We start from the raw sequence: 25706 nt of genomic DNA, 5'->3' as shown, positions 1-25706 counted from the left end.
ACCCGTACCGCGCACGGCACTTGACACGGAACGGCCCCCACTCCCCGCTCGGGGGGTGGGGGCCGTTCCGTCGGCTCGGGCGCCGGATCAGTTCGGCAGGAGCGGGTCCTCGGGAAGGCCCGTGCCGGTGGGGTGCGTCGGCGGCGTCGTGGGTGGCTTCGGCTTGTGCGAGGCCGTGCCGGACGGCGTCTTGGACGGGTCGACCGGGGTCTTGGACGGCGTGTTCGACGGCGTCTTGGAGGGGGTGCCGGACGGCGTCTTGGGCGGCGTGCCCGAGGGCGTCTTCGACGGGGTGCTCGACGGCTTCTTGGACGGCGTGTAGTCGGGCTCCTTGGCCGCGCCCTGGTCGGTCTCCAGGTCGAACTTGTCGGCGCCGCCCTTGACCGCGTCGAAGGTGTACGCGGCCCAGATGCGGGCCGGTATGGAGCCACCGTTGATGCGGCCGGGCTCACCGGCACCGTCCGTCATCGACACCTGGCCGCCCTTGGGGACGTTCACGGTCTTGCCGTCGTCGCCCTTCACGGTGCGCGGCTCGGCCGCCTCGCCCCACAGCCCGATCGAGGTGACGAGGTCCGGGGTGTAACCGGTGAACCAGGCCGACTTGTTGTCGTCGGAGGTACCGGTCTTGCCCGCGACCTGCTTGCCGTCACGGTTGTCGGCGGAGGCCACCGAGTCCTGGGCCGTACCGTCGTCGACCACACCGGTGAGCACGGAGGTGACGGAGTCCGCCGCGTCCCTGCTGATGACCTGGCTGCCTATGGGGTCGGGCTTGTCGTACTTGTGGTCCTTGTGCTCGGCGGACTTCACGATCGACGGCGTGACTTCCTTGCCGTGGTTGTCGAGCGTGGCGTACACCGCGGCCATCTGGAGCGGGCTCGCACCGTAGGAGCCGAGGGTCATGGCGGGCACGGGGGCCTTGCCCTTGAGGGACGTCATGCCCATGGCCACGGCGGTGTCGCGCACCTTGTCGAGGTGGGCGTCGACGCCCATCTGCGCGAAGACGGAGTTGACCGACTTGTTCATCGCGTCCTGGACGCTGATGGGCCCGTAGTCGCGGCCGTCCTCGTTCGGCGGGTTGAAGGGGATGTCGCTGCCCTTGACCGGCCGCTTGCTGTCGCCGTTGTAGACGGTGTTCGCCTTGATGGGCTTGCCGTCCTGAGTCTCGGCGCCCTGGTTGAAGGCGGCCGCCAGGATCACCGGCTTGAACGTCGAGGCCGGCTGATACGTGGTGTTGGTGGCGTTGCTGAGCTGGTGCTTGAGGAAGTCCTGGCCGCCGTAGAGGGCGACCACGGAGCCGGTCTTGGGGTCCACCGAGGCGGCACCCGCCTGGAGGTCGGCGTCGACCTTGCGCTTCTTCGGGTCGAGCTTGTCGGTCAGGTCCTTCTTGACCGCCGACTCCAGAAGCTTCTGCTTGGTGGGGTCGATATTGAGGGTGATCGTCCAACCGCCGCGGTCCAGGAGCGCCGAATCGACCCCGTTGTGGATCAACTCGGCCTTGGCGGCCGCGACCAGATACCCGGTCTGACCCTCCATGCCGGGGGCGACCTTGGCGTCGTGCGGGGGCTCGAACGTCACCTTCTTGCGCTCGTCCGGCGTCAGCTTCTTCATCTCGACCATGTTGTCCAGGGCCTTGTTCCACCGGCCCTGCACCAGGTCCCTGCCGACCGGCCCCGCCGTCTGCCAGTCGTACTGACTGGGGGCCTGGAGCAGCGCCGCGAGGTAGGTGCCCTCCGACAGCGTCAGCTTGGAGACGTCCTTGCCGTAGTACGCCTGCGCGGCGGCCTGGATGCCGTAGGCGCCCCGGCCGTAGTAGCTGGTGTTCATGTACCCGGCGAGGATCTCGTCCTTGGAGTAGCGCTGGTCCACCTTGAGGGAGATGACGATCTCCTTCAGCTTGCGGGTGACCGTCTGCTCCTGCGTCAGGTAGTTGTTCTTGACGTACTGCTGGGTGATGGTCGAGCCGCCCTGGGCGCCCTTGCCCATGAGGGTCTTGAGGATGCCTCGGGTGGTGCCCTTGAAGTCGACGCCCTTGTCGTCGTAGAAGGTCTTGTTCTCCAGGGCGACGAAGCTCTGCTGGATCGGTACGGGGACCTTTTCGAGCGCGACGGTCTCGCGGTTGAGGACACCGGTGCGGGCGAGCACCTGGCCGTTGGAGAGCTTGTAGACGTTGCTCTCCAGCTTGGCCTCGACGTTGTCGCTGGGGATCGGCACCATCAGGTAGACGACATAGAACGCGCCCATCGCGAGAAGGCAGAGCCCGAAGAACGTGCCGAGCACCTTCTTCCAGGTGAAGAACCGGCGTATGCCCTTCTTCTTCACCTTCTGCTTGCCCCGGCGCGTCCCGCCCTGTCGGGCGCGCCGCTCTTCCGCTCGGCCCATAACCTCAGTCGCTCGCCTTCATATGACTCACCAGACTCGCCAGATCAGCTCAGAAAACTAACACCGCACCTATGGACAAAGCGGATTCGATCACGTCTTTTCCGTACGTGAGAATCAGCACCTGCCCCATGGGAACCGACGATCGAATCGTGCCGAGGGTTGCGAGAGTTCCCGATGCTGCCCGGTTTTGCCCCGCAATGGGGCGGCTGGAGGGAGCTATGCACCCCGGGTATACACAGGGGGTATACCTAGTGCGTATAGTCCTCTCCCATGAAGCGACGCCTGCACGATCTCGGCCTCGGCATACGGTTCGCCCTCGGGGGCGGCCGGGAGGGCTGGGCCCGCACCCTGCTCACCGCGCTGGGTGTCGGCCTCGGGGTCGCCCTGCTCCTGAGCGCGGCCTCGGTGCCCGGCCTCGTGGACCACCGGGCGGCCCGCATCCACGACCGCCAGCCGTTCTCGGCCGGCTCGGACAAGAACACCAAGAACCTCAGGGCCTCGCTCCTGTACGCGGGCGCCGACACCGAATACCGGGACGACACCATCGGCGGGAAGCTGCTGCGGGCGGCGAGCGCGGACCCCGTCCTCCCGCCGGGTCTGGCCACCCTGCCCGCCCCCGGCACCATGGCCGTCTCCCCCGCGCTGCGCGAGCTGCTCGACTCCCCCGAGGGCGACCTGCTGCGGACCCGGCTGCCGTACGAGATCACCGCGACCATCGGGGACGCGGGGCTGGTCCAGCCCTCGGAGCTCTACTACTACGCGGGCAGCACCGCCCTCTCCACCGAGAGCGGCGCCTCCATGGCGGCCGGTTTCGGCAACATCGACGAGGAGCGCCCGCTCGACCCGATGCTGGTCGTCCTCGTCATCCTGATCTGCGTCGTGCTGCTGATGCCCGTCGCCATCTTCATCGCGACCGCCGTACGGTTCGGCGGCGAGCGGCGCGACCGGCGGCTCGCGGCCCTGCGCCTGGTCGGCGCCGACGCCCGCACCACCCGCTGGATCGCCGGCGGCGAGGCCCTGGCCGGATCGGCGCTCGGGCTCGCCACCGGCACCCTGTTCTTCCTCGGCGGCGCCGAACTCGTCGGCCCCCTCGGTCTGTGGAGCTTCGGGTTCTTCCCCGCGGACCTGCGGCCGCTGCCCTGGCTGGCGCTGGTCGTCGCCGTCACCGTGCCGGCCCTCGCGGTGGTGGTGACCCTGGCCGCGCTGCGCTCGGTGGTCATCGAACCCCTCGGCGTCGTCCGGGGCGGCCGCACTCGCAGGCGCAGGCTGTGGTGGCGGCTCGCGATGCCCGGCGTCGGCGTGGCGCTGCTCTTCGTGTCCCAGAACCCCGAGCTGCGCACGGCGTCGCTGTCGGTGGCTCCCCCGCCCATCGCGGTGCAGCTCATGGACGCCGCGGCCCCCCTCTCCATCGCCACGGGCGCCACCTTGGTCCTGGCCGGGCTCGTCTCCCTGCTGCCCTGGCTGGTCGAGGCGGTGGTGGGCCGGCTGCGCGGCGGCTCGCTCTCCTGGCAACTGGCGGTCCGCAGGCTCCAGTTGAGCAGCGGAGCGGCGTCGCGGGCGGTCAGCGGGATCACGGTGGCGGTCGCCGGTTCGGTGGCGCTCCAGATGTTCTCCGTCTCCATCCACGACGACTTCGACAAGGTGACGGGAGCCGACGCGAGCCGCGCGCAGTACACCGTGCTCGCCGACTATCCGGACACCAAGCTCGCCGAGCGCATGATCGAGGCGTTCCGCGAGACGCCCGGGGTGCACAAGGTCATCGGCTCGGTGACCAGCTATGTGACCTGGCCGGGCCCGGTCGCCGACGACGACATCCGGCCCACCACCACGCTGACCCTCGGCGACTGCGCGACCCTGCGCGAGCTGGCCCACATCGACTCCTGCCGGGACGGCGACACCTTTGTGGTGCACCCCTCCAGCGACCGGGAGCGGGCCGCCTGGGTGGACCGTACGGCCCGGCTCGGCAAGCCGGTCGACACCTCGTCGGGCGAACCGGGCGAACCGCGCAGGCTGTGGACGCTGCCCGCCTCCGCCCGGACCGTCATCGGCCGCCCGGACCCCGCGGGCGAGGTGCAGTACGGCATCTTCGTGACACCCTCGGCGATCGACACCTCGCTCCTGACGTCGCTGGCCCGCACCTCCGCCATGCTCACCGTCGACCAGAGCGTGCCGGACGCCGCGGAGCACATCCGCAACACCGCGGCCCGGCTCTCCCCGACTCTGCGCGTCCACACCGTGCGGACCATCGAGCGCGACCAGCAGTACGCCGGCATCCAGACCGGACTACAGGCCGCCTCCCTCGCGACGCTCGGCCTGATCGCGGCCGGGATGCTGATCTCACAGCTGGAGCAATTGCGCGAGCGCCGGCGCCTGTTGGCGGCCCTGGTGGCCTTCGGCACCCGCCGGGCCACGCTCGCCGGTTCGGTGCTGTGGCAGACCGCGGTGCCGGTGGTCCTCGGGATCTCGCTCGCGGTGGTGGGCGGCATCGCGCTCGGCGCCCTGATGCTGCGGATCGTCGGCAAGACGATCAGCCAGTGGTGGCTGTTCCTGCCGCTGGCCGGGGCGGGCGCCGCCGTGATCCTCGCGGTGACCCTGCTGAGCCTGCCGGCCCTGTGGCGCCTGATGCGCCCGGACGGCCTGCGTACCGAATGACCCTCACTAACTCCCGCACCAACCAAGGCAGTTAAGAGAAAGGAACGCCCCATGTCCATCGGCCACACCCTCCTCGGGCTCCTCGAGTCGGGCCCGCGCCATGGGTACGACCTGAAGCGCGCCTTCGACGAGAAGTTCGGGCACGACCGTCCGCTGCACTACGGGCAGGTCTACTCGACGATGTCCCGGCTCCTGAAGAACGGCCTCGTCGAGGTCGACGGCGTGGAGGCGGGCGGGGGGCCCGAACGCAAGCGGTACGCCATCACCGAGGCCGGCGTCACCGACGTCGAGACCTGGATCAGGCAGCCCGAGAAGCCCGAGCCCTACCTCCAGTCGACCCTCTACACCAAGGTCGTCCTCGCCCTGCTCACCGGCCGTGACGCCGGGGACGTGCTGGACACCCAGCGCGCCGAGCACCTGCGCCTGATGCGCGTGCTCACCGACCGCAAGCGGCGCGGCGACCTCACCGACCAACTGATCTGCGACCACGCCCTGTTCCATCTGGAGGCCGATCTGCGGTGGCTGGAACTGACCGCCGCACGCCTCGGCCAGCTCGCCTCGGAGGTACGCGCATGACGCCCGCCGGCTCCCTTCTCGTCGCCCACGACCTGCACAAGGCCTACGGCCCCACACCCGCCCTTGACGGCGCCGGGTTCTCCATCCACCCCGGCGAGGTCGTCGCGGTGATGGGCCCCTCCGGCTCCGGCAAGTCGACGCTTCTGCACTGCCTCGCCGGGATCGTCACCCCGGACTCCGGCACGATCACCTACGACGGCCGCGAGCTGTCCGCGATGTCGGACGCCGAGCGCAGCGCCCTGCGCCGCTCCGAGTTCGGCTTCGTCTTCCAATTCGGCCAGCTGGTCCCCGAGTTGACCTGTGTGGAGAACGTGGCGCTGCCGCTGCGCCTGGCCGGCGTCAAGCGCAAGGAGGCCGAGCGCAGGTCGCTCGAATGGATGGAGCGCCTGGAGGTCGCCGACCTCGGCGCCAAGCGCCCCGGCGAGGTCTCCGGCGGCCAGGGCCAGCGGGTCGCGGTGGCCCGCTCGCTCGTGACCAAGCCCCGGGTCGTCTTCGCCGACGAGCCGACCGGCGCGCTCGACTCCCTCAACGGCGAGCGCGTCATGCAGCTCCTCACCGAGGCGGCCCGCTCCACCAACGCGGCGGTCGTCCTGGTCACCCACGAGGCGCGGGTCGCGGCCTACTCGGACCGCGAGATCGTCGTACGCGACGGAAAGTCCCGCGACATGATGCTGGAGCACTCCGTATGAGCCTGCTGCGTGATCTCGCGCTCGGCGCCCGCTTCGCCCTCGCGGGAGGTCGCGAAGGCTGGACGCGCACTCTGCTCACCGCCGTCGGCGTGGGCCTGGGCGTCGCCCTGCTGCTCGGCACCACCGCACTGCCGGGCGCGCTCAATGCCCGCCACGCACGTGACGAGGCCCGCAGCGACTACGGGGCCTCGGTCAACAGCGGCCCCGCGCAGGACACCCTGCTGCTCGGCCGCGCGGACACCCAGTACCAGGGCAACGACGTGCGGGGCCGGCTGCTCCAGCCGGAGGGCCCCAAGGCGCCGGTGCCGCCGGGCGTTTCGGCGCTCCCGGCGCCCGGCACCATGGCCGTCTCGCCCGCCCTGCGCGAGCTGCTCGCCTCCCCCGAGGGAAGCCTGCTGCGCGAGCGCCTCCCCTACAAGATCACCTCGACCATCGCCGACCAGGGCCTGATGGGCCCGCACGAGCTCGCCTACTACGCGGGCAGCGACACCCTCAAACCGCGCAAGGAGGTCAACGACGCGGTCGAGGTGCTGCGGGTCAACGCCTTCGTGAACAAGGCGCCCCAGGAGAAGCTCGACCCGATCCTGGCGCTGCTGATCGTCATCATCTTCGTGGTGCTGCTCATGCCGGTCGGCGTGTTCATCGCGGCCGCCGTACGCTTCGGCGGCGACCGGCGCGACCGGCGGCTCGCGGCGCTGCGCCTGGCGGGCGCCGACCGGCGGATGACCCGCTGGATGGCGGCCGGCGAGGCGCTGGCCGGGGCCGTGGTCGGCCTCGTGATCGGCGCCCTGTTCTTCGTGGTCGGCCGGCAGTACGTGGGTGACATCTCGATCGCCGGGCTCAACGTCTTCCCGGCGGACGTCGACCCGAGCCCGCTGCTCGCGGCGGGCGTGGCGATCGCGGTGCCCGCCTCCGCGGTCGCGGTCACCCTGTTCGCGATGCGCTCGGTGGTGGTCGAACCCCTCGGCGTCGTCCGCACCTCGACGCCGCGCAGGCGCCGTGTCTGGTGGCGGGTGCTGCCGCCGCTCGCCGGAGTCGGCCTGCTGGCGCCGATGATGGGCCGGGGCCGCGAGAGCGGAATGTTCAACCAGGCCCAGGTCATCGGCGGCACCGTCCTGCTGCTCATCGGCGTGACCGCGCTGCTGCCCTGGCTGGTGGAGGCGGTCGTGCGACGGCTCGGCGGCGGGCCGGTCGGCTGGCAACTCGCCGTGCGCAGGCTCCAGTTGACCTCCGGCTCGGCGGCCCGCATGGTGAACGGCATCGCGGTCGCGGTGGCCGGGGCGATCGCCCTGCAAATGCTGATCGGGGCCGTCGAGGGCGATTACGTGAAGTCGAGCGGCGAGGACACCGACCGGGCCCAGCTCATGGTGCCGCTCGTCGATCCCTCTCCGGCCACCCAGGCCCGCGCGATCAGCACCCTGAAGGCCACCACCGGGGTCACCGGCACGGTGGTGCTCGGCTCCCTCGAAGCCGGCGAGAAGGCCAAGGAGCCGCAGCACTTCACCCCGGTCACGATCGGCACCTGCACGGACCTGAGCGAGGCCGCGACCCTGCCGTCCTGCAAGGACGGCGACGCGTTCATCGCGACCGGCGGCGACTGGGAGCCCGAACGCGCCCTGGCCCCGGGCGCCCCGCTCTTCCTCGACCCGACCAGCAGCGGCTCCCTCGCCAAGGGCGCGGAGGTCCGCTGGACGGTTCCGGCCGGTACGCGCAAGGTCGCCGCCCGGCCCGACCCGGTGGGCCAGCGCCGCCCCGGCCTCCTGGTCACCCCGGGCGCCCTGCCGCACGACGCGAAGCTCCCGCTGCACTCCACAGTGTTCGTCTCCACGGCCCCCGGCGACGATCTCGCCAAGGAGCGGGTCCTGAACCTCGCCGCCAAGGTCGACCCGCTCGTCCCGGCGCGCGCGCTGAGCGAGCACCACACGTCCAGCCGGTTCGCGGGGGTCCGCAAGGGCCTCTACATCGGGGCCGCGGCGGTGCTGATGCTGATCGGCGCGAGTCTGCTGGTGTCGATGCTGGAGCAGTTGCGCGAGCGCAGGAAGCTGCTGTCCGCGCTGGTCGCCTACGGCACCCGGCGCTCCACCCTGAGCTGGTCGGTCCTGTGGCAGACCGCCGTCCCGGTGGCGCTCGGCCTGGCCCTCGCGGCGGCGGTGGGCCTGGGGCTCGGGTCCGTGCTGCTGCGGATGGTGGGCCGCCCGGTGTCCGTCGACTGGATCCCGGCGGCGTCCATGATCGGCATCGGCGCGGGCGTGGTCCTGCTCGTCACGGCCCTGTCCCTGCCACCCCTGTGGCGCCTGATGCGACCGGACGGCCTGCGCACGGAGTAACACGGCGGGGCGCTAGTCCTCAAACGCCGGACGGGCTGAAATGCCCCGACGCGGGCCAGCACCAGTGCCGCCAGGGGCGCGGGGAACTGCGCGAAAAGCGGGCACGGCCCGCAGCCGAAAGCGGGGTCACCTGGGGCTCCGCCCCAAACCCCGTTCGCGCCTAAAGGACGCTCGTCCTCAAACGCCGGACGGGCTGAAATGCCCGATGCGGGCCAGCACCAGTGCCGCTAAGGGGCGCGGGGAACTGCGCGACCAGCCACGCACGGCCCGCAGACCGAAGGATTTTTGGGGGCGCGGGGAACTGCGCGACCAGCCACGCACGGCCCGCAGACGAAAGCGGGTTTCAGGGGCGCGGGGAACTGCGCGAGAAGCGACCACGATCCGCACATGAAACCGGGGTTTCCTGGGGCTCCGCCCCAGACCCCGATCGCGCCTGAACGGCGCTCGTCCTCAAACGCCGGACGGGCTGGGTATGCCCGCGCTGGCCCGCACCAAGCAGTTAAGGGGCGCGGGGCACCGCGAGGGCGGAGGGTGCCGGTTCACTTGGGTACCCGTACCGGAAGCCCTCGCACCACCCCCCGCAGCGCCGCCGCGAACTCCTCGAACTCGCCCTGCCGCGCCGCCCCCGCCCGCATCGCCAGAGCGATCGTGCGCGAGGGGGCCGGCTCGGCGAAGTATCCGGTGACCAGGCGGTCGTTGCGGCCCGTTTCGATCTCGACGGCCGTACGCGGCAGCAGCGTCACCCCGAGCCCCCCGGCCACCAACTGCACCAGCGTGGACAGGCCGGCCGCGGTGGTCGTCACGGGCGCACCCTCGGTGCGCCCGGCCTCCCGGCAGATGTCGAGCGCCTGGTCGCGCAGGCAGTGGCCCTCGTCCAGGAGCAGCAGATGCAGTTCGCGCAGCGCCTCGCGGGGGATCTCGCTGCGCCCGCCGAGCCAGTGGTCCTGGGGGGTGACGAGCACGAAGTCCTCGTCGAACAAGGGGAGTTCGGTGACACCGGGTACCCCGAGCGGGACCGCGAGCAGCAGCAGGTCGAGCCGTCCGGCGGTGAGCCCCTCTATCAGCGAGGACGTCTGCTCCTCGTGGACCTGGAGGTCGAGCTCCGGGTACCGCTCGTGGACGAGCCGCAGCACGGCGGGCAGCAGATAGGGCGCCACGGTCGGGATCACGCCGAGCCGGAGCACCCCGGTGAACGGCGCCCGCACCGCCTCGGCCTCCTCCAGGAGCGCGCCGACCGCGTCCAGGACGGCCTTGGCCCGCACCGCGAGCCGCTCCCCCGCGGGGGAGAGCAGCACCTTGCGGGTGGTGCGCTCCAGGAGCTGGACGCCCAGCGCCTCCTCAAGCGCCGAGACCGCGCCGGACAGCGCGGGCTGGCTCATGCCGATGGCCGCGGCGGCATCGCGGAAGTGGAGATGCTCCGCGACCGCCGCGAACGCGCGCAACTGCGCCAGGCTGGGCTGCTTGCCCCTATTACCCACGGCCACTGATAGGCACCTCCGATCGCGCTGACCCAGTCTAGCTATTTCCCTGATCAATGCCTCCTGTGTCAGGATCGTAATCCGTCCAACCCCCTGGGAAGCACCCGAATCCGCTCGATTCGGGCTTCCTCGTTCTGCAAGGAGAGCGCGTGCTCACTGTTGGTGACCAGTTCCCCACGTACGACCTGACTGCCTGTGTGTCGCTGGAGAGCGGCCAGGAGTTCCAGCAGATCGACCACAAGACCTACGAGGGCAAGTGGCGCGTGGTCTTCGCGTGGCCCAAGGACTTCACCTTCGTCTGCCCGACCGAGATCGCCGCGTTCGGCAAGCTGAACGACGAGTTCGCCGACCGTGACGCCCAGGTCCTCGGCTTCTCCGGTGACTCCGAGTTCGTGCACCACGCCTGGCGCAAGGACCACCCGGACCTGACCGACCTGCCGTTCCCGATGCTGGCCGACTCCAAGCACGAGCTCATGCGTGACCTCGGCATCGAGGGCGAGGACGGCTTCGCGCAGCGCGCCGTCTTCATCGTCGACCCGAACAACGAGATCCAGTTCACGATGGTGACCGCCGGTTCCGTGGGCCGTAACCCCAAGGAGGTCCTGCGGGTCCTCGACGCCCTGCAGACCGACGAGCTGTGCCCGTGCAACTGGACCAAGGGCGAGAACACCCTCGACCCGGTCGCGCTGCTGGCCGGTGAGTGACCCATGTCCCTCGACGCGCTGAAGTCCGCGGTCCCGGACTATGCCAAGGACCTGAAGCTGAACCTCGGTTCGGTCATCGGCAACTCCGACCTGCCGGCCCAGCAGCTCTGGGGCACGGTGCTCGCCACCGCCATCGCCTCGCGCAGCCCGATCGTGCTGCGTGAGCTGGAGCCGGAGGCCAAGGCCAACCTGTCGCCCGAGGCGTACACGGCCGCCAAGTCGGCCGCCGCGGTCATGGCGATGAACAACGTCTTCTACCGCACCCGCCACCTGCTCTCCGACCCGGAGTACGGCACGCTGCGGGCCGGTCTGCGGATGAACGTCATCGGCAACCCGGGCGTGGAGAAGGTCGACTTCGAGCTGTGGTCGCTCGCCGTCTCCGCGGTGAACGGCTGCGGCCAGTGCCTCGACTCGCACGAGCAGGTGCTGCGCAAGGCCGGTGTCGACCGCGAGACGATCCAGGAAGCCTTCAAGATCGCCGCCGTGATCACGGCCGTGGGCGTCACCCTCGACTCCGAGGCCGCGCTCGCCCAGTAGGTCGCGTACACACCACTGAAGGGGCCCCGCCGGTATCGCACCGGCGGGGCCCCTTCGGCATGGGTACGGGGGTGACTACTCCCGGTCGCCCGAGGTGGCCGCCGCGGCGGCCGGCGGCGGGGCGTGTTCGACGGCCCGGGCGCTGCGCAGGGCGTTCTCGCGGGAGTACTTGCGCAGATAGCCGACCACGGTGTTGGTGACGGCGACCAGCGGGACCGCGACCACCGCGCCGCCGATGCCGCCCACCAGACCGCCCGCGGCCACCGAGAGCACCACCGCGAGCGGGTGCACCCGCACCGCGCGGCCCAGGATGAAGGGCTGGAGGACATGCCCCTCGATCTGCTGGACGGCCAACACCACGAGCAGCACCATCAGCGCGTTGAACACGCCGTCGGTGACCAGGGCGACGACCACGGCGAGCGCGCCCGAGACGACCGCGCCGACCAGCGGGATGAACGCGAACAGGAAGATGAACACGGCGAGCGGCACCGCCATGGGCACGCCCAGGAAGTAGATGCCGATGCCGATGCAGATCGCGTCGATCAGGGCCACGATCACCGTGCCGCGCACATAGGCGGTGAGCGTGCGCCAGGCCTTGGGCCCGGCGCCCGCGACGCCCGGCCGGGCGGCCTCCGGCACCAGGTTGAGGACCCACTGCCAGATCTTCGGGCCGTCGTACAGCAGGAACAGCGTCGAGAACATCGCGAGCAGTATCCCGGTGAGCACCTCCACCAGGACGGTCACGCCCTGGAGCCCGGCCGTGGTGATCTCGTTGGTGTTGGCGCCGATGGTGTCGCTGAGGTTCTTGGCGATCTGGTTGATCTGGTCCTCGGTGACGTGGAACGGGCTGTTCAGCGCCCAGCGCTTGAGCTCCTCGATACCGGCCCGCACCTTGCCGGAGAGGTCGTCGAGGTTGTCCATGACCTGCCAGACCACGAACCAGCCGACGAGGCCCATGATGACGAACCCGGAGATCGCGGTGACCGCGGTGGCGAGGCCGCGCGGCAGCCCCATCCGCTTGAGCCGGGCGACGGTCGGCTGGAGCAGCGCGGTGATCAGCAGGGCCGCCACGAAGGCGAGGACCACCAGGCTGACGGCGCTGATGATCTGGGTCAGTACGTAGATGGCCCCGGCCAGCACGAGCAGGCGCCAGCCCACCGCGGCCGCCACCCGCATGCTCCAGGGCACGGCGTCGACCGGATCGGGCCGCGCGGAGACCGCGGGCGCGTACGCGGGCGGCGGCGGTACGTGGTCGGCCGGCACGTGGTCGTCGCCCGGCTCGCTCTCCTCCGGCGACTCGTCCTCCCGGGCCGTCGCCGGCGCTCTGGTGGCGGTGGAGTGCACGGGCGCGGGGTGTGCGGGAACGACGTTCACCGGATCGAGCTCGGCGTCGGCTTCCGCCGCGGCCCTGCGCTCGTCCAGACGCTCTCCCATCCGGGTCAACCCGGCTCCGAGCCGTCCGAGCAAGTTGGGCACTTTCGCCATGATCCCGCCGTTTCCCTTGTCCCCGCCGCTGAGTCTCCCCACCGTCTACCCCCGAACCGTCCGGACCTGACCGTACACGGGCGAAGCCCCGCACCGAAGGACGGTGCGGGGCTCCGAAAGGTTGAGCGACGCCGGGTGTTTTCTCCCGCCGCGCCGACCTGCCGGCCGGTCTAGTACCAGCTGTGGGCCTGCCAGTACGACCAGGCGCCGCAGGGGCTGCCGTAGCGTTCGTTCATGTAGTTCAGGCCCCACTTGATCTGCGTGGCCGGGTTGGTCTGCCAGTCGGAGCCCGCCGAGCTCATCTTGGAGGCCGGCAGCGCCTGGACGAGGCCGTAGGCGCCGGAACCCGCGTTGGTGGCCTGGTAGTTCCAGCTCGACTCGTTGTTCACGATGTGGCTGAAGCACTGGAACTGGCCCGCCGGGACGATCTGCCGGGCGATCGACTGGATCTCGTCGATCGTGTAGGAGCTCTTGACGGCGAAGTCGGCACGGCTCGCCGAGCGGCTGGCGGCCTGGGTCTCCAGGTCGCGGGCCTTGGCCTCCTTGTCGGCCTTCTCCTTGTCCGCGGCGTCCTTCTTGTCCTTGGCGGCCTGTGCGGCCTGGACGCGCGCGGCCTCCTCGGCCGACTTCTTCGCCGCGGCGCTGGCCTGCGCGGCCTGGGCGTCCGCCTGCTGCGTAAGGGACGCGGTCTGCACCTGGGCCTGCTGGCCTGCGGGGATGTCCGCGAGAAGCGTGGTGTCGGCTGCGGTGGCCTCGAAGTTGTCGTTCGAAGCGACAGCGGGGCTTCCTGCGGCAACGCCGACAACGGCGCCAACGGTGGTGACCGCAGTGGCAGATGCCACCGCGAACCCCCGGACCGAGATCCGGCTCACACGGTTTCCTTCCAGCAGCATCCGCACGGGTGACCTCGCGGACGCGATCGTGCCCCTGGCTCTCTCCTCCCAACTACTGGGTCACGGGAGGAACTGACCCGATGGGCAACTCCCCTGCGGGAAGTGCCGCGTGAAGCGCGGGCGGCATACGGCTCAGCTATGGAGTTGCGTGGGTACGGGAGTACCCGGGTACAAGGGTGCCGCATGCGGGGCCTGACGGATCCAAGACTCTGCCGGAAGCGGACGCCGTGAAGCAATTCCCCGTTGCGTGTGAAAGCTCACACCCCGTTCACCCCACTGGTTTCTTGCAATCGCACCCACATGGAGGCGCCGCCCGGCTACGCTGCTGCGTTCGCCGGACGGCGCCAACTCGTGCTTACCGCCTCAGATCGAGACGTCCTCCAGCATTTCGGTCACCAGGGCGGCGATCTGCGAACGCTCGGAGCGGGTGAGGGTGACGTGCGCGAACAGCGGGTGCCCCTTCAGCTTTTCGACGACGGCCACGACGCCGTCGTACCGACCGACCCTCAAGTTGTCGCGCTGGGCCACGTCATGGGTGAGCACCACCCTCGAATTGGCACCGATCCGGGACAGAACGGTCAGCAGGACGTTCCGTTCCAGTGACTGCGCCTCGTCCACGATCACATACGCGTCGTGCAGCGAGCGGCCCCGGATGTGCGTGAGCGGCAGGACTTCGAGCATGCCGCGCGAGGTGACCTCCTCGATGACCTCACGGCTCGTCACGGCGGACAGCGTGTCGAAGACGGCCTGGGCCCAGGGGCCCATCTTCTCGGCCTCGGAGCCCGGCAGATAGCCGAGTTCCTGCCCGCCCACCGCGTACAGCGGCCGGAAGACCATCACCTTCTTGTGCTGCCTGCGCTCCAGGACGGCTTCCAGGCCCGCGCAGAGCGCGAGCGCCGACTTGCCCGTGCCGGCCCGGCCGCCCATCGAGATGATCCCGATGTCGGGGTCGAGCAGCAGGTCGAGCGCGATGCGCTGCTCGGCGCTGCGGCCGTGGATGCCGAACACTTCGCGGTCGCCCCGCACCAGCTTGACGTTCCCGTCCGGCGAGACCCGCCCGAGCGCCTTGCCGCGCTCGGAGAGCAGCACGAGCCCGGTGTGCACGGGAAGCTCGGCGGCCTCCGGAACGTAGAGCGTCTCCTCCTCGAAGAGAAGGTCCACCTGCTCGCCGCTGAGCGGCAGTTCGGCCATTCCGGTCCAGCCGGAGTCGGTGATGGCCAGCTCGGCGCGGTACTCCTCGGCGAGCAGGCCGACCGACGACGCCTTGATCCGCAGCGGCAGGTCCTTCGACACGACGGTGACGTCGTATCCCTCCGCCTGGAGATTGCGGGCGACGGCGAGGATCCTGGAGTCGTTGTCCCCCAACCTGTAGCCGGCGGGCAGTACGCCGGGATCGGAATGGTTCAGCTCGACACGGAGGGTGCCGCCGAGCTCCCCCATCGGGATGGGGGCGTCGAGACGTCCATAGCGGACCCGGAAGTCGTCGAGCAGGCGCAGCGCCTGCCGGGCGAAGTAACCGAGCTCCGGATGGTGCCTCTTGGCCTCCAGCTCCGTGACCACGACGATGGGGAGCACCACTTCGTGCTCCTCGAACCGGGTCATCGCGTTGGGGTCGGCCAGCAGGACGCTGGTGTCGAGAACGTAGGTGCGCCGGTCGGGCATGCGGCGCTTTGTGCTGGTCACCACGGAAGGACGTACCCCCTCGTAAGAGGCGCATGAGATCGGGGTGCGACGGCGTCGCGGAAACGGGGACCGGGCTTCGGCCGCGCTGCGCGGGCCGAGCTCCGGCCCTCCACGTCGCCCGCGCGCGGTGCGCGGTCGTCCTGGTGCAAAGGGCCTCCCGGGCGGGTGGCACGGGGCCGCCCACTGAGATACGACGTCCGTGGACCGGTCGTCGACCTGGGGGGGTTATGCCCTCGAACAAGCGAAGCCATGCCCCGTCATATGCCCTGACTTCCCCCTGGGCCTCCGCCCCGGACCCCGCTCACACCTGAACGGCGCTCGTCCTCAAACGCCGGACGGGCTGAGATCCATGGACGCGGGCCAGCACCGGTGCCGCCAGGAGCGCGGGGAACTGCGCGCCCAGCCCCACACGCCCCGCACCCGAAAGAAGGCAACCCGGGGCTCCGCCCCAAACCCCGTTCGCGCCTAAAGGGCGCTCGTCCTCAAACGCCGGACAGGCTGAAGATGCCGATGCGGGCCGGCACCAACCCTGCCAGGGGCGCGAGGAACTGCGCGAGAAGCAAGCACGGTCCGCAGACCGAAGGGCTTTTAGGGGCGCGGGGAACTGCGCGAGAAGCGAGCACGGCCCGCAGACCGAAGGCCTTGGGGCTCCGCCCCAGACCCCGTTCGCGCCTGAACGGCGCTCGTCCTCAAACGCCGGACGGGCTGAAGGTGCCCCCGCACCGAGCAGCTTAGGGGCGCGGGGAACTGCGCGAGAGGCGAGCACGGCCCGCGGACCGGACCGGACCGGAGAGGGGGTGGGGGGAGGCCCACCCGGGCGCGGCGGGACGACGGGAAGCGCGCTGAGCCCGTCCGGCGTTGGAGGACAAAGGGGGGTTAGAAGGAGGACCCACCCCTCACGTGCCGTACCTCCGATGCCGCGCCGCGTAATCCCGCAGCGCCCGCAGGAAGTCGACCTTGCGGAAGGCCGGCCAGAACACTTCGCAGAAGTAGTACTCGGAGTGCGCCGACTGCCAGAGCATGAAGCCCGACAGCCGCTGCTCACCACTCGTGCGGATCACCAGGTCGGGATCGGGCTGCCCCCGCGTGTAGAGGTGCTCCGAGATGTGCTCGACGTCGACGATCTCCGCGAGCTCCTCGAAGGACGTGCCCTTCGCCGCGTGCTCCAGCAGGAGGGAGCGGACCGCGTCCGCGATCTCCTGGCGGCCGCCGTAGCCGACGGCGACGTTGACCAGTATCCCGTCGATGTCGTGCGTGGCCTGCTCGGCCTCCTTGAGGACGGCCTGCGTGTGGTGCGGCAGCAGATCCGCGTTGCCGACGTGGTGGACCCGCCAGCGCCCGTCCGCCGCCAAGTCCCGTACCGCGTCCTCGATGATGCCGAGCAGCGGGATCAACTGGTCTTCGGGGCGGTCCAGGTTGTCGGTGGAGAGCAGCCAGAGGGTGACGACCTCGACGTCCGTCTCGGCGCACCAGCCGAGCAGCTCCTGGATCTTGCTGGCGCCGGCCTGGTGACCCTGCTCGGGGCTGCGGGCCGATGCCTTGGCCCAGCGCCGGTTGCCGTCCAGGATGACACCGATGTGCTTGGGCACCTGGTCATGGTCGAGGCGGCCTTCCACCCGGCGCGCATAGAGCCTGTACACCAGGTCGCGCAAACTCACCGATTTCACCCTCTCGTTGCCTTCCCGGGGGCCCGCCGCCGCCCCGCACACCGGCCGCCCCAGGGAAAGCACAGTACTGCGGACGGGTCATGGCGGCCCAACTCGGTCTGTCACAAGTCCGTGATAAGCAGGGAAACGTGACTGAATCCCTCCGCTTCCTCGCCGCGCCGGACCGCTACGACTCCATGGAGTACCGCCGCACCGGCCGCAGCGGCCTCAAACTGCCCGCCGTCTCCCTGGGCCTCTGGCACAACTTCGGCGACGACCGCGCCCTGGACGCCCAGCGTGCGATTCTGCGCCGCGCCTTCGACCTGGGGGTCACCCACTTCGACCTGGCCAACAACTACGGCCCGCCGGCCGGCTCCGCCGAGCTGAACTTCGGGAAGATTTTCGGCCAGGACTTCGCCCCGTACCGGGACGAGCTCGTCATCTCCACCAAGGCCGGCTATCTGATGCGCCCCGGCCCGTACGGCGAGTGGGGTTCGCGCAAGTACCTGCTGTCCTCGCTCGACGCGTCCCTGGACCGGATGAGCCTCGATTACGTCGACGTCTTCTACTCGCACCGCTTCGACCCTGAGACCCCCCTGGAGGAGACGATGGGCGCGCTCGCGTCCGCCGTCCAGCAGGGCAAGGCGCTGTACGTGGGCGTCTCCTCGTACACCGGCGAGCAGACCGCGGAGGCCGCCCGGATCCTGAAGGAGATGGGCGTCCCGGCCCTGATCCACCAGCCCTCGTACTCGATGATCAACCGCTGGACCGAGCAGGACGGGCTGCTCGACACCCTGGAGGCGGCCGGCATGGGCTGCATCTCCTTCGCGCCGCTCGCCCAGGGTCTGCTCACCGACAAGTACCTCCAGGGCATCCCGGAGGGCTCGCGCGCGACGCAGGGCAAGTCCCTGGACCCGGGTCTGCTGTCGGACGAGGTGGTGCGCCGTCTGCGCGGCCTGAACGACATCGCCTCGCGGCGCGGTCAGTCGCTGGCGCAGTTGGCGCTGGCCTGGGTGCTGCGGGATCCGCGCATGACGTCGGCGCTGATCGGGGCGTCCAGCGTGCGTCAGCTGGAGGAGAACGTGGCGGCGCTGGCCGGACCGGCGCTCACCGAAGGGGAGTTGAAGGAGATCGACGTCTTCGCCGTGGACACCGAGGGCACCAACATCTGGGCCGGGCGCGGCTGATGGGGAGGAGGGGCCCGGGTCGGCGGTCCGCGTGACGCGGACCCGGCCGGGCGCCGGGAGAGAAAAAACGGGCCGGTCCGTGGGGGGGATACGGACCGGCCCGAGGGGGGGTTTCCACCATAACCCTTCGTAAGTGATGCTGGGCGCCACGGCGCTCCAGAACTACGCTCCGAAACCGGGTGAGTACGGTTTTCCGGTCCCTCGCAGGGGTGATGCCCGGTCCGGGCTCTCGCTTGACCGTGCAGGTCAGATGGGGTGCGGCAGGGTCGGCGAGGGAGCGGCGGCCTCGTCCTGGGGGCGAAAATCCGCTGCGGGGGTGCTTCACCCCCTTGGCGCAAGGGTGGCGGCGCGGTGTGACCGTGTGACACCAGCGCGTACACGAGGGCCCCTGCCGGGCGACACCGAATGGTCGACCCGCGCCCGACGTGGCCGGTGCCTCAGTCCCGTCGGCGCAGCAGCGAGACGCCGTCCGCCTCGGCCACCCGCACATAGCCGTAACCGGCGAGCGCGCGGGCGTACTCCTGCTCCTGCCGGGGGCCCGGATAGGGCCAGGGGCCCGGCGGGTGGGGCCAGGACTCCGGCGGGACGCGGTCGTAGGCGATCCACTGCGCGGTGGGGCGCGGGATCGGGCCGTCCGTCGCGTACAGCTTCCAGTGCACCGGGAAGGTCGGGAACAGGGCGACCGTGGTGCGTGAAGTCAGTTGCGGGACAAGGCGGTTGGAGGCCGCCACGGTCGCGCCGTCGGGGATGCGCCGCAGCAGGGCGTGGACGGCGCGGACGTGCGGGGTGCCGTGCCAGGTGGAGCGGTGGGCGACCTGGGCGAGCGGGAAGGACGGGACGAGGACGAGGGTGACCGCCGCCACCGTCGCCAGGGAGGCCCGGACATGGCGCCGGGCGAGCGGGCCGCCGTCGGCGGCGTAGGGCCGCAGCGCGTCGGTGAGGGCGGCGAACACGACGGGCATCAGGACCGCCGTGTAGTGGAACGCGGTGCCCCAGTGGAAGGCGTTGGTGGACAGCATCCGCCAGCCGAGCGTGGGCAGCGCGATCAGGGCGAGCGGGGAGCGCAGCGCGATGAGCGCGGCCGGTGCGAAGACGAGGACGAGGGTGGTCGCCTTCACCTCGGGGCGTACCGCGTCCAGCGGGGCCAGGGCGAGGGTGGTGAGCAGCGCGTGGTGGGCGGGCGCGAGGTTCGCGGCGTGCGCGTAGGTGCCCGCCGGGCTGAAGTACGGCATGAGGACCTTGAATTCGAGCGCGCTGCCCACCAGGCCGAGCGCGGTGGCCGCGATGCCGAGCCGGCGCGGCCCCCGCCAGGCGATGTACGCCCCGATCGCGGCGAGGGTCAGCCCGAGGTCCTCCTTGACGAGGAGCAGCGGTGCCGCGTGGGCGAGCGCGCGCCGCCAGTTGTGCCGGGCCAGCGCTTCCAGGGCGTAGGACACCAGCGGGACGGCGAAGCACACCTCGTGGAAGTCGAAGCCGACCGCGGAGGCGATGCCCCAGCTCAGCCCGTATCCGCAGGCGACGACATGGGCGGGCCGGCGGCCGAGGACCCGCGCGGCCTGCCGGGCGAGCGGCACCACGGCGAGCGCGAGCAGCGCGGCCTGCGCGACGAGCAGGGTGTACGGGGAGGGGACGAGGCGGTAGAGCGGGGCGAGGAGGGCGAGCACGGGGTGGAAGTGGTCGCCGAGGAGGTTGAAGCCGTCGCCGCGCAGCGGTGCGACGGGCGCCCGCAGGTGGGCGTAGGCGCGGACGGCCTGCTCGAAGATGCCGAGGTCGTAGCCGGTGGTGCGGACCAGCGCCTGGCGCCGGGCCGAGACGGTCGCGTACAGGAGGAAGAGCGCGGCGGCCCACCCCCACCACAGGAGGGCGGGCCGGCCGATGCGTACGCGCGGGAGGCGGGCGAGGGCGGGCACGGGCAGGCGCGGCGACTGCGGGCGCCGCCCTACCCTTTGGTCAGCAATTGTCCGCATGTGTCCCGATGTTAGGCCCCGGGGGCCGCTGTCGGGCCCAGGCGGCCCGCGTGGGGCCTAGGAGGTGCGGCCGGGCCTCAACGGCTTCCGGGCCTCGATCAGGAAGCGTGTCGTGTGCGCGACGAAGGGGCCCTCGGTACGGATCTGCTCGTCGAGCGCCTTCAACCGGTCGCGGTACTCCTCGACCGTGAAGCCGGGCACCATCCAGATCACCTTGCGCAGGAAGTAGACGACGGCGCCGATGTCCAGGAACTCCGTACGCAGCTTCTCAAGGCGCAGATCGACGACTTCGAGCCCCGCGCCCTCCGCCTCCTTGCGCGCCTTACCGGGGTCGCGTGCGCCGCGCACCTCCGGGGGCTGCGGTCCGAGGAAGTACTCGACGAGCTCGAACACGCTGGCCGGGCCCACCTGTTGGGAGAAGTAGGTGCCGCCGGGCGACAGGACGCGGGCGATCTCCGACCACCAGGTGGTCACCGGGTGCCGGCTGACGACGAGGTCGAAGGCGCCGTCGGCGAACGGCAGCGGCGGCTTGTCCTCGTCGGCGACGACGGCCACTCCGCGCGGGTGCAGCAGGCCCGTGGCCCGGGCGACGTTCGGGGGCCAGCCCTCCGTCGCGACGGCGAGCGGGGGGAGCTGGGGCACGGCGGCCAGGACTTCGCCGCCGCCGGTCTGGATGTCGAGGGCGGCGGTGGCCTTCGCCATCCGCCCGGCCATCGAACGGGCGTACCCCCAGGATGGCCGCTCTTCGGTGGCCCGTCCGTCGAGCCAGGAGAAGTCCCAGCCGTCGACGGAGACGGACGCGGCCTCGTCGATCAGTTCCTCGAAGGGACGGTTGTTGTGGTTCCTGATGTTTCGGCCCATGTTGCGGACCCTACGCGGCGGCTCCGCGAGCCACTACCGTTTATCCATGGGCCGATGGAGGGACGGAACGGGCGAGTTGAGGGTGCTCGACGGCGCCCACGCGCCGGTGCCGCTGGAGATCGCGGCGTCCTACCGGGCCCGTACGCGGGGCCTGCTCGGCCGCGACGGAATCGAGGGCGCGCTCCTGCTGACCCCGGCGAGCAGCGTGCACACCTTCCGGATGCGCTTCGCGATCGACGTGGCCCATCTGGACCGGCATCTGCGGGTGATCGCGGTACGCACCATGGCGCCGGGCCGCCTCGGCGCGATCCGGCCGCGCGCGCGGCACGTCCTGGAGGCGGAGGCGGGCGCCATGGCCGCGTGGGGCCTGCGGCCGGGCTCCCGGGTGGCCGTCGCGGCGGGACAGGATCTCAGGACTTGAGCTTGGCCGCCTGCGCAACGGAGAGCTCGTCGGGAATGTGGGGCGTGTCGTCGCCGGTGACATCGACGGCGTAGTACGTCACCACCGTCGTCCCGGTGCGCACCACCTGGAAGACCATCGGCACGGGGTCGCCCTGGGCCTGGCCCATCAGCTCGTACGCGAGGGCTTCGTCGCCCGCCTTCGGCGCGGGCAGCTCCTTGACCTCGGTGAAGGACGACGGCTCCAGGTCGCCGCCCTTGGTGGAGAACCCGTCGGCACAGGCCTTGATGGCGCTGCGAAGCCGGGGCAGCACCTCGGTCGCGCCCGAAGGGTGGGCGCCGAGCACCTCGGTGACGACCGTCTGGTCCGCCTGCCCGTCCTCGGTGGTGTTGGTGAGCCGCCGGAACACGGTGGCGGAGGGGGCGGGCTGGGGTGTGCCGTTGATGACGGCCACGAAGGGCATGCAGGCGTCGTTCGAGGTCCGGGAGCTGCCGGTGGGGGTGCCGCCCTCCATCGGTTCGGCCGCGAAGTCCTTCACATCGCCGGTCACCAGAGCGGCCGCCGCGAGCTGGTCCCCGGTGAGCACCCCGGAGGCGGTCTTCACCCGCGCGGTACCGGTGGCACCGGGCGCGGCCGCGGTGTCCCGCACGGATCCCTGCGCTCCCGCACCCTCCGCACCACCAGGCCCGCACGCCGCCGCCGCGGTAAGGGCGACGAGACACACCCCGGCCGTCGCCGTACGACTCCGTACCAGCCTTGGCTTCATACCCAGCACCGTAACAACCACTCCTGTGGATTGGCTGGGTCCTGGCCCACCCGTTACCGACCGACACGGGCCACCCACGGCCACGTCCCCTCGGCTACCCCGGGACGGCCGGGACTAACAGGGCTCGGCGGGCGGGGAGTTGAGGGCGGGCGCGCGTCCAGAGCCCGCCTAACCTCCGCCGCCGCGCGTGAAGCTGACCTCCACGCGGCGGTTCTTCTTGCGGCCGTCCTCCGTCGAATTGTCCGAGATCGGGTAGTCCTCGGCATATCCCCGGATCTCGAAGGTCACGTCGGGGCCCAGGGACAGGGAGAGGGCCTTCTGGACGGCGTCGGCGCGCTGCTTCGAGAGGATCACGCCGTGTTCGTGCGTGCCGAGGTTGTCGGTGAAGCCGAAGACGCGGACGCCGGTCGCCTTCTGCTTCTTGATCTCGGCGGCGATGCCCTGGATGCGGTCGTTGGCGTCGGGTGACAGGGCCGCGCTGTCCATGGCGAACAGGACCTCCGCCTGGAGCGCGAACGTCACGTTGGTGTTGGTGTCCGAGCGCCGCTCCTCGCCGCCCTGGTCCTCCACGATCGCCTTGATGTCGAGCACCTTGGGCGCCGCCAGCGTGCCGCCCTCGGCGAGCTTCAGGTTCGGCGAGGTCCCGTCGACCTTGACCGACGGGTCGGTCGTCGCCTCGGTGCCGGGCAGTGGGGGGCTGCTCGGCGTCCCGTCGGCGTACGAGGTGGTGGCGCCGGCGGTCAGGACCAGCGCGGCGGCGATCGCTACGGCTGCGTGCCGGGTTCTGTTCATGGCGTGATCACCCGGAGACGGGGACGGTCATGGTGGGGAAGGTCGGGAGCTGGAAGTCGACCTCCTTGGTGGTGGCGGGTGGGGCGGGGAACTGGGCGAAGAAGGGGACGGTCTGGCCCGCCTTGACGCCCACGATGCCCATCGTGCACAGGCACTTCCCGCCGGTGTCACGCAGCACGTAGTAGCGCTTCTTCCCGACCTTGTCGACGAGGGTCGCTCCGGCCACCGAATCCCCGCTGGCCAGTACGTCCTTCTCAGTGCCGACCCAGCCGGAGGTGTCCACGAAGTTCTCCGAACCGGAGTTCTTCAGCTGCCCGGCCACCGTGACGAAGCCGCCCGTGTCACGGGACATGCTGTTGATGGTGAGGACGATTCCCCCCTGCCCTGTGGTCTCCGCGAGTTTGGTCGCCGGGTCGGACTTCGGCGTCGAGGAGCCCGGCTGTTGGCCACCGCCCGACGAGGCCGCCTTCGACTGCGAGCCACCACTGGCCGTGTTCGACTTGTCGTCCTTGCTGTCGCCGCCGCATCCGCCGACAGCCAACGCCAGGGCGGCGGTCACAACGGCCGCCACCGCGCCCCTACGGGCCCTCAACGTGCGCGGAACGCTCATCGGTGCCTTTCCCCTGTCCGTCTGTTCGTCACTTGATGTCAGTCGACCAGTTTCACGGTGAAGATCTTCTCCAGATCCGGCATGGGCTCCACGGGCATGTCCTTGCCGTCGCACGTGATCGTGACGGGAGGGGGCGTCGTGGCCGTCGGAGCGGGCGTCGGTGCCGGCGTCGATGTGGCCGTGGGCGTTGGCGTCGGCGTCGGCGCTGGACTGCCGCCGCCCCCCGTGCTCGGCGGAAGCACGCATCGCAGCTCGATCAGCGCCGTCGCTTCGGCGGTGCCGTGCTCCCCCTCGGTCCCCGGGATCACCGACTTGCCCACCGTGTACTGGGTCGTGACGCCCACGGTGAACTTGTACTGGCCCGCCCCGCCGGGGTGGGGCTCGAACGCGGAGAGGTCGGCATGGTTCGCCGCCGCGAAGTTCACCGCCTCGGCGTGGGCATCCGCGACGAAGACGCCGTCCTTGAAGATGTCGTCGACACCGCCGGGTGTGGTGAGCGCCGCCAGCACCCTCGGGCCCAGCTCCTCACGCGCGCGCTGGGCCGCCGCGAGAGCCGCCGCGTCGGCCGCTCCCTGAGCGCCGTTGCGCGTCGCGGACGCCTGGCCGACCGCGAAGAAGGCGAAAGCGAGAAAGAGCAGGCCCGCCACCATCACGACATAGATGGGGAAGGCCTGCCCTCGATCCTGGCGCAGGTTCGGGATCAGCCGCCGGCCTTGATCTTGTCGATCTGTTCTTTGATCTTGTTCGTGATGGACGTGCCGATCCCCGTCGCCATGATCCCGCCGATGATCGCCACCACCACCAGAATGATCCCCAGATACTCGAACGACGTCTGCCCCCGGTCGCGCCCCCCGGCTCGCCCCCGCGGCGCGTACCGGGCGCGGGCCCGGGCGACCGTCGTGTCCCTCCAGGCGTTCGCGCGCAGTTGTGCGGCGACGGCGGTCCTCAGCAGCGTGTCCTGCGGCATCTCGCGGGTCTCCTCCGGTTGCGGCATCGCGTACATCACCGGGAAGGTAGGCCGGGGGCGCGGTGGCCGGGGAGGGTCCAGGGGCCCAAAGACGGGCCCAAAGAGGTGAGTTACGCATGGTGGGCCACCCCCAGCCAGCGGGCGATCGCCGCGCTGCGGGTCGTGGCGCCCAGCTTGGCGAAGATGCGGTTGATGTGGTTCTTGACCGTCTTCTCGCTGATGAAGCACGTGGCCGCGATGTGCTGGTTGTTCATGCCCGCCGCGATCAACTCCATCACCTCGGCCTCCCGCGAACTCAGCCTGAACTCTTCCCTGTTGCGCATGGACAGCGCTCGTTGCCCAGTTGAAGACTGTGCCACAACCGGTTGCAGTTGCGAAAGGGATTCCCCGGAATTGGCAGGCTCCGGGTCCGGTTGGCCGCGCACATGGGCCAGGAGGGCGTTCGTCGCCGTGGCCGTGAAGGCGGCCCTTCCCTCCCTCATTCCCCTTACGGCAGCGGTCAGTTCGTCCGCCGTGAACTCGCCGTGGACCAGATAGCCGCCCGCGCCGAGTCGCAGCGCCTCCCGCACGATCTCGCTCTCACGGCTGTACGTCAGCATCATTACGGGCGCAAGGCGCACCAGGTGCGGCAGGGCCGTGAGGCCGTCGACGTCCGGCATCCGCACGTCCAGCAGGATCACGTCCGGGCGGTGGCGCACCGCGGCCTCGTACGCCGCGCGGCCGTCGGCGGCCTCGGCGGCCACCTCGATGTCGTGGCGGCCGTGCAGCAGCGCGACGAGGCCCGCCCGCACGACCGGGTTGTCGTCCACGACGACGATCCGCAGGGGCGGAAGCGGGCGCGCCGGGCCGCATACCCCGGCGTCCGGGTCCGGGCCGGACACCCTGGCACCCCGGTCCAGGCCGGACACCCCGGCACCCTGGTCCAAGCCGGACACCCCCGCGCCCAGCTCCGGGTTCGGGTTCGGGTCCCAGCCCCGGTTTCGCTCACGGCCCCGACCCCCGTCCCGGTCCCGCTCAGGGCCCCGGCCCCCGTCCCGGACCGAACCGCTCACCCGTCGGCCCGGCCACCCGTACGCGAAGTCGTCCTGCATGACGCCTCCCTTCCAG

At 70.8% G+C, this 25706-nt stretch carries 22 protein-coding genes; 8 read left to right on the top strand and 14 right to left on the bottom strand.

All coding sequences use genetic code 11. The features are described 5' to 3' along the window. Positions 1-87: 87 nt before the first annotated feature. Positions 88-2379 (bottom strand): transglycosylase domain-containing protein, encoded by a 2292-nt coding sequence (locus tag N4G70_RS11855; protein WP_261712507.1) that lies wholly within the window; start codon positions 2377-2379, stop codon positions 88-90. Between the two features lie 270 nt (positions 2380-2649). Here N4G70_RS11855 and N4G70_RS11850 point away from each other — a divergent pair, with 270 nt between their 5' ends. The 4 genes from N4G70_RS11850 to N4G70_RS11835 are packed head-to-tail and all read left to right on the top strand — an operon-like array spanning position 2650 to position 8623. Next, positions 2650-5031: an FtsX-like permease family protein gene (locus tag N4G70_RS11850; protein WP_261712506.1), complete on the top strand. Its 2382-nt coding sequence runs from the start codon at positions 2650-2652 to the stop codon at positions 5029-5031. Positions 5032-5082: 51 nt separating this feature from the next. After that, positions 5083-5607: a PadR family transcriptional regulator gene (locus N4G70_RS11845; protein ID WP_261712505.1), complete on the top strand. Its 525-nt coding sequence runs from the start codon at positions 5083-5085 to the stop codon at positions 5605-5607. Beyond that, positions 5604-6296: an ABC transporter ATP-binding protein gene (locus N4G70_RS11840; RefSeq protein WP_261712504.1), complete on the top strand. Its 693-nt coding sequence runs from the start codon at positions 5604-5606 to the stop codon at positions 6294-6296. Before N4G70_RS11845 ends, N4G70_RS11840 begins: the two co-directional genes overlap by 4 nt. After that, a complete protein-coding gene (locus N4G70_RS11835) occupies positions 6293-8623 on the top strand; it encodes an FtsX-like permease family protein (protein ID WP_261712503.1) in 2331 nt (776 codons plus the stop codon). The genes N4G70_RS11840 and N4G70_RS11835 overlap by 4 nt, the downstream gene beginning before the upstream one ends. Before the next feature lie 539 nt (positions 8624-9162). Here the strand turns inward: N4G70_RS11835 and N4G70_RS11830 are convergent. Beyond that, positions 9163-10107: a hydrogen peroxide-inducible genes activator gene (locus N4G70_RS11830; protein ID WP_261712502.1), complete on the bottom strand. Its 945-nt coding sequence runs from the start codon at positions 10105-10107 to the stop codon at positions 9163-9165. A 143-nt stretch (positions 10108-10250) separates the two neighbouring features. Between N4G70_RS11830 and N4G70_RS11825 the strand changes: the two genes are divergently transcribed. After that, the gene (locus N4G70_RS11825) at positions 10251-10805 is read left to right on the top strand and encodes a peroxiredoxin (protein WP_261712501.1); all 555 of its coding nucleotides are present in this window, start codon (positions 10251-10253) and stop codon (positions 10803-10805) included. 3 nt (positions 10806-10808) lie between these two features. Further along, positions 10809-11342 (top strand): alkyl hydroperoxide reductase, encoded by a 534-nt coding sequence (locus N4G70_RS11820; RefSeq protein ID WP_053726284.1) that lies wholly within the window; start codon positions 10809-10811, stop codon positions 11340-11342. Between the two features lie 75 nt (positions 11343-11417). Here N4G70_RS11820 and N4G70_RS11815 read toward each other — a convergent pair whose 3' ends face one another. The 4 genes from N4G70_RS11815 to N4G70_RS11800 all read right to left on the bottom strand — a co-directional run bounded on the left by N4G70_RS11815 (position 11418) and on the right by N4G70_RS11800 (position 17061). Continuing rightward, a complete protein-coding gene (locus tag N4G70_RS11815) occupies positions 11418-12827 on the bottom strand; it encodes an AI-2E family transporter (protein ID WP_261712500.1) in 1410 nt (469 codons plus the stop codon). A gap of 170 nt (positions 12828-12997) precedes the next feature. Then, the gene (locus tag N4G70_RS11810; RefSeq protein ID WP_261712499.1) at positions 12998-13699 is read right to left on the bottom strand and encodes a lytic transglycosylase domain-containing protein; all 702 of its coding nucleotides are present in this window, start codon (positions 13697-13699) and stop codon (positions 12998-13000) included. A gap of 384 nt (positions 13700-14083) precedes the next feature. After that, complete coding sequence (locus N4G70_RS11805; protein WP_261712498.1) at positions 14084-15406, bottom strand: PhoH family protein; 1323 nt, start codon at positions 15404-15406, stop codon at positions 14084-14086. A gap of 893 nt (positions 15407-16299) precedes the next feature. Next, positions 16300-17061: an isoprenyl transferase gene (locus N4G70_RS11800; protein ID WP_261712497.1), complete on the bottom strand. Its 762-nt coding sequence runs from the start codon at positions 17059-17061 to the stop codon at positions 16300-16302. A 137-nt stretch (positions 17062-17198) separates the two neighbouring features. Here N4G70_RS11800 and mgrA point away from each other — a divergent pair, with 137 nt between their 5' ends. Continuing rightward, positions 17199-18236, top strand: a complete 1038-nt coding sequence (mgrA, locus tag N4G70_RS11795; protein WP_315904244.1) for an L-glyceraldehyde 3-phosphate reductase — start codon at positions 17199-17201, stop codon at positions 18234-18236. 437 nt (positions 18237-18673) lie between these two features. On the opposite strand, the gene N4G70_RS11790 is transcribed toward mgrA, so the two are convergent. Together N4G70_RS11790 and N4G70_RS11785 are read right to left on the bottom strand one after the other, a co-directional pair. After that, positions 18674-20203 carry a DUF2079 domain-containing protein gene (locus tag N4G70_RS11790; protein WP_261712495.1) on the bottom strand — a complete coding sequence of 510 codons (1530 nt, stop codon included), beginning with the start codon at positions 20201-20203 and terminating at the stop codon, positions 18674-18676. A gap of 57 nt (positions 20204-20260) precedes the next feature. Beyond that, a complete protein-coding gene (locus tag N4G70_RS11785; RefSeq protein ID WP_261712494.1) occupies positions 20261-21064 on the bottom strand; it encodes a class I SAM-dependent methyltransferase in 804 nt (267 codons plus the stop codon). Positions 21065-21110: 46 nt separating this feature from the next. Between N4G70_RS11785 and N4G70_RS11780 the strand changes: the two genes are divergently transcribed. Then, positions 21111-21485 (top strand): DUF192 domain-containing protein, encoded by a 375-nt coding sequence (locus N4G70_RS11780; protein WP_261712493.1) that lies wholly within the window; start codon positions 21111-21113, stop codon positions 21483-21485. On the opposite strand, the gene N4G70_RS11775 is transcribed toward N4G70_RS11780, so the two are convergent. The 6 genes from N4G70_RS11775 to N4G70_RS11750 all read right to left on the bottom strand — a co-directional run bounded on the left by N4G70_RS11775 (position 21475) and on the right by N4G70_RS11750 (position 25690). Beyond that, positions 21475-22230, bottom strand: a complete 756-nt coding sequence (locus N4G70_RS11775; protein WP_261712492.1) for a hypothetical protein — start codon at positions 22228-22230, stop codon at positions 21475-21477. The two genes, N4G70_RS11780 and N4G70_RS11775, sit on opposite strands and share 11 nt — an antisense overlap. 168 nt (positions 22231-22398) lie before the next feature. Beyond that, on the bottom strand, positions 22399-23022 hold the full coding sequence (locus tag N4G70_RS11770) for an OmpA family protein (protein ID WP_261712491.1): 624 nt from the start codon (positions 23020-23022) through the stop codon (positions 22399-22401). 7 nt (positions 23023-23029) lie between these two features. Further along, entirely contained in the window at positions 23030-23632 is a 603-nt protein-coding gene (locus N4G70_RS11765; RefSeq protein WP_261712490.1) for a hypothetical protein, read from the bottom strand. A 38-nt stretch (positions 23633-23670) separates the two neighbouring features. Continuing rightward, entirely contained in the window at positions 23671-24324 is a 654-nt protein-coding gene (locus N4G70_RS11760; protein ID WP_261712601.1) for a pilus assembly protein TadG-related protein, read from the bottom strand. Positions 24325-24332: 8 nt separating this feature from the next. Beyond that, positions 24333-24635 carry a hypothetical protein gene (locus tag N4G70_RS11755; protein WP_399035057.1) on the bottom strand — a complete coding sequence of 101 codons (303 nt, stop codon included), beginning with the start codon at positions 24633-24635 and terminating at the stop codon, positions 24333-24335. Between the two features lie 74 nt (positions 24636-24709). Then, complete coding sequence (locus N4G70_RS11750; RefSeq protein WP_315904243.1) at positions 24710-25690, bottom strand: response regulator transcription factor; 981 nt, start codon at positions 25688-25690, stop codon at positions 24710-24712. Between the last annotated feature and the right edge of the window lie 16 nt (positions 25691-25706).

Origin of the sequence: Streptomyces sp. ASQP_92 (assembly GCF_025399895.1) — a bacterium.
Classification (GTDB): Bacteria; Actinomycetota; Actinomycetes; order Streptomycetales; family Streptomycetaceae; genus Streptomyces.
This window is presented reverse-complemented; position numbering and strand designations above follow the sequence as displayed.

Excerpts from the sequence above, each read along its gene's own strand:
- N4G70_RS11780 (WP_261712493.1), top strand. The coding sequence starts at position 21,111 with ATGGGCCGATGGAGGGACGGAACGGGCGAGTTGAGGGTGCTCGACGGC.
- N4G70_RS11840 (WP_261712504.1), top strand. The coding sequence starts at position 5,604 with ATGACGCCCGCCGGCTCCCTTCTCGTCGCCCACGACCTGCACAAGGCC.
- N4G70_RS11835 (WP_261712503.1), top strand. The coding sequence starts at position 6,293 with ATGAGCCTGCTGCGTGATCTCGCGCTCGGCGCCCGCTTCGCCCTCGCG.
- N4G70_RS11855 (WP_261712507.1), bottom strand. The coding sequence starts at position 2,379 with ATGGGCCGAGCGGAAGAGCGGCGCGCCCGACAGGGCGGGACGCGCCGG.
- N4G70_RS11770 (WP_261712491.1), bottom strand. The coding sequence starts at position 23,022 with ATGAACAGAACCCGGCACGCAGCCGTAGCGATCGCCGCCGCGCTGGTC.
- N4G70_RS11750 (WP_315904243.1), bottom strand. The coding sequence starts at position 25,690 with ATGCAGGACGACTTCGCGTACGGGTGGCCGGGCCGACGGGTGAGCGGT.
- N4G70_RS11790 (WP_261712495.1), bottom strand. The coding sequence starts at position 20,203 with ATGCGGACAATTGCTGACCAAAGGGTAGGGCGGCGCCCGCAGTCGCCG.
- N4G70_RS11775 (WP_261712492.1), bottom strand. The coding sequence starts at position 22,230 with ATGAAGCCAAGGCTGGTACGGAGTCGTACGGCGACGGCCGGGGTGTGT.
- N4G70_RS11845 (WP_261712505.1), top strand. The coding sequence starts at position 5,083 with ATGTCCATCGGCCACACCCTCCTCGGGCTCCTCGAGTCGGGCCCGCGC.
- N4G70_RS11815 (WP_261712500.1), bottom strand. The coding sequence starts at position 12,827 with ATGGCGAAAGTGCCCAACTTGCTCGGACGGCTCGGAGCCGGGTTGACC.
- N4G70_RS11820 (WP_053726284.1), top strand. The coding sequence starts at position 10,809 with ATGTCCCTCGACGCGCTGAAGTCCGCGGTCCCGGACTATGCCAAGGAC.
- N4G70_RS11785 (WP_261712494.1), bottom strand. The coding sequence starts at position 21,064 with ATGGGCCGAAACATCAGGAACCACAACAACCGTCCCTTCGAGGAACTG.
- N4G70_RS11765 (WP_261712490.1), bottom strand. The coding sequence starts at position 23,632 with ATGAGCGTTCCGCGCACGTTGAGGGCCCGTAGGGGCGCGGTGGCGGCC.
- N4G70_RS11850 (WP_261712506.1), top strand. The coding sequence starts at position 2,650 with ATGAAGCGACGCCTGCACGATCTCGGCCTCGGCATACGGTTCGCCCTC.
- N4G70_RS11755 (WP_399035057.1), bottom strand. The coding sequence starts at position 24,635 with ATGTACGCGATGCCGCAACCGGAGGAGACCCGCGAGATGCCGCAGGAC.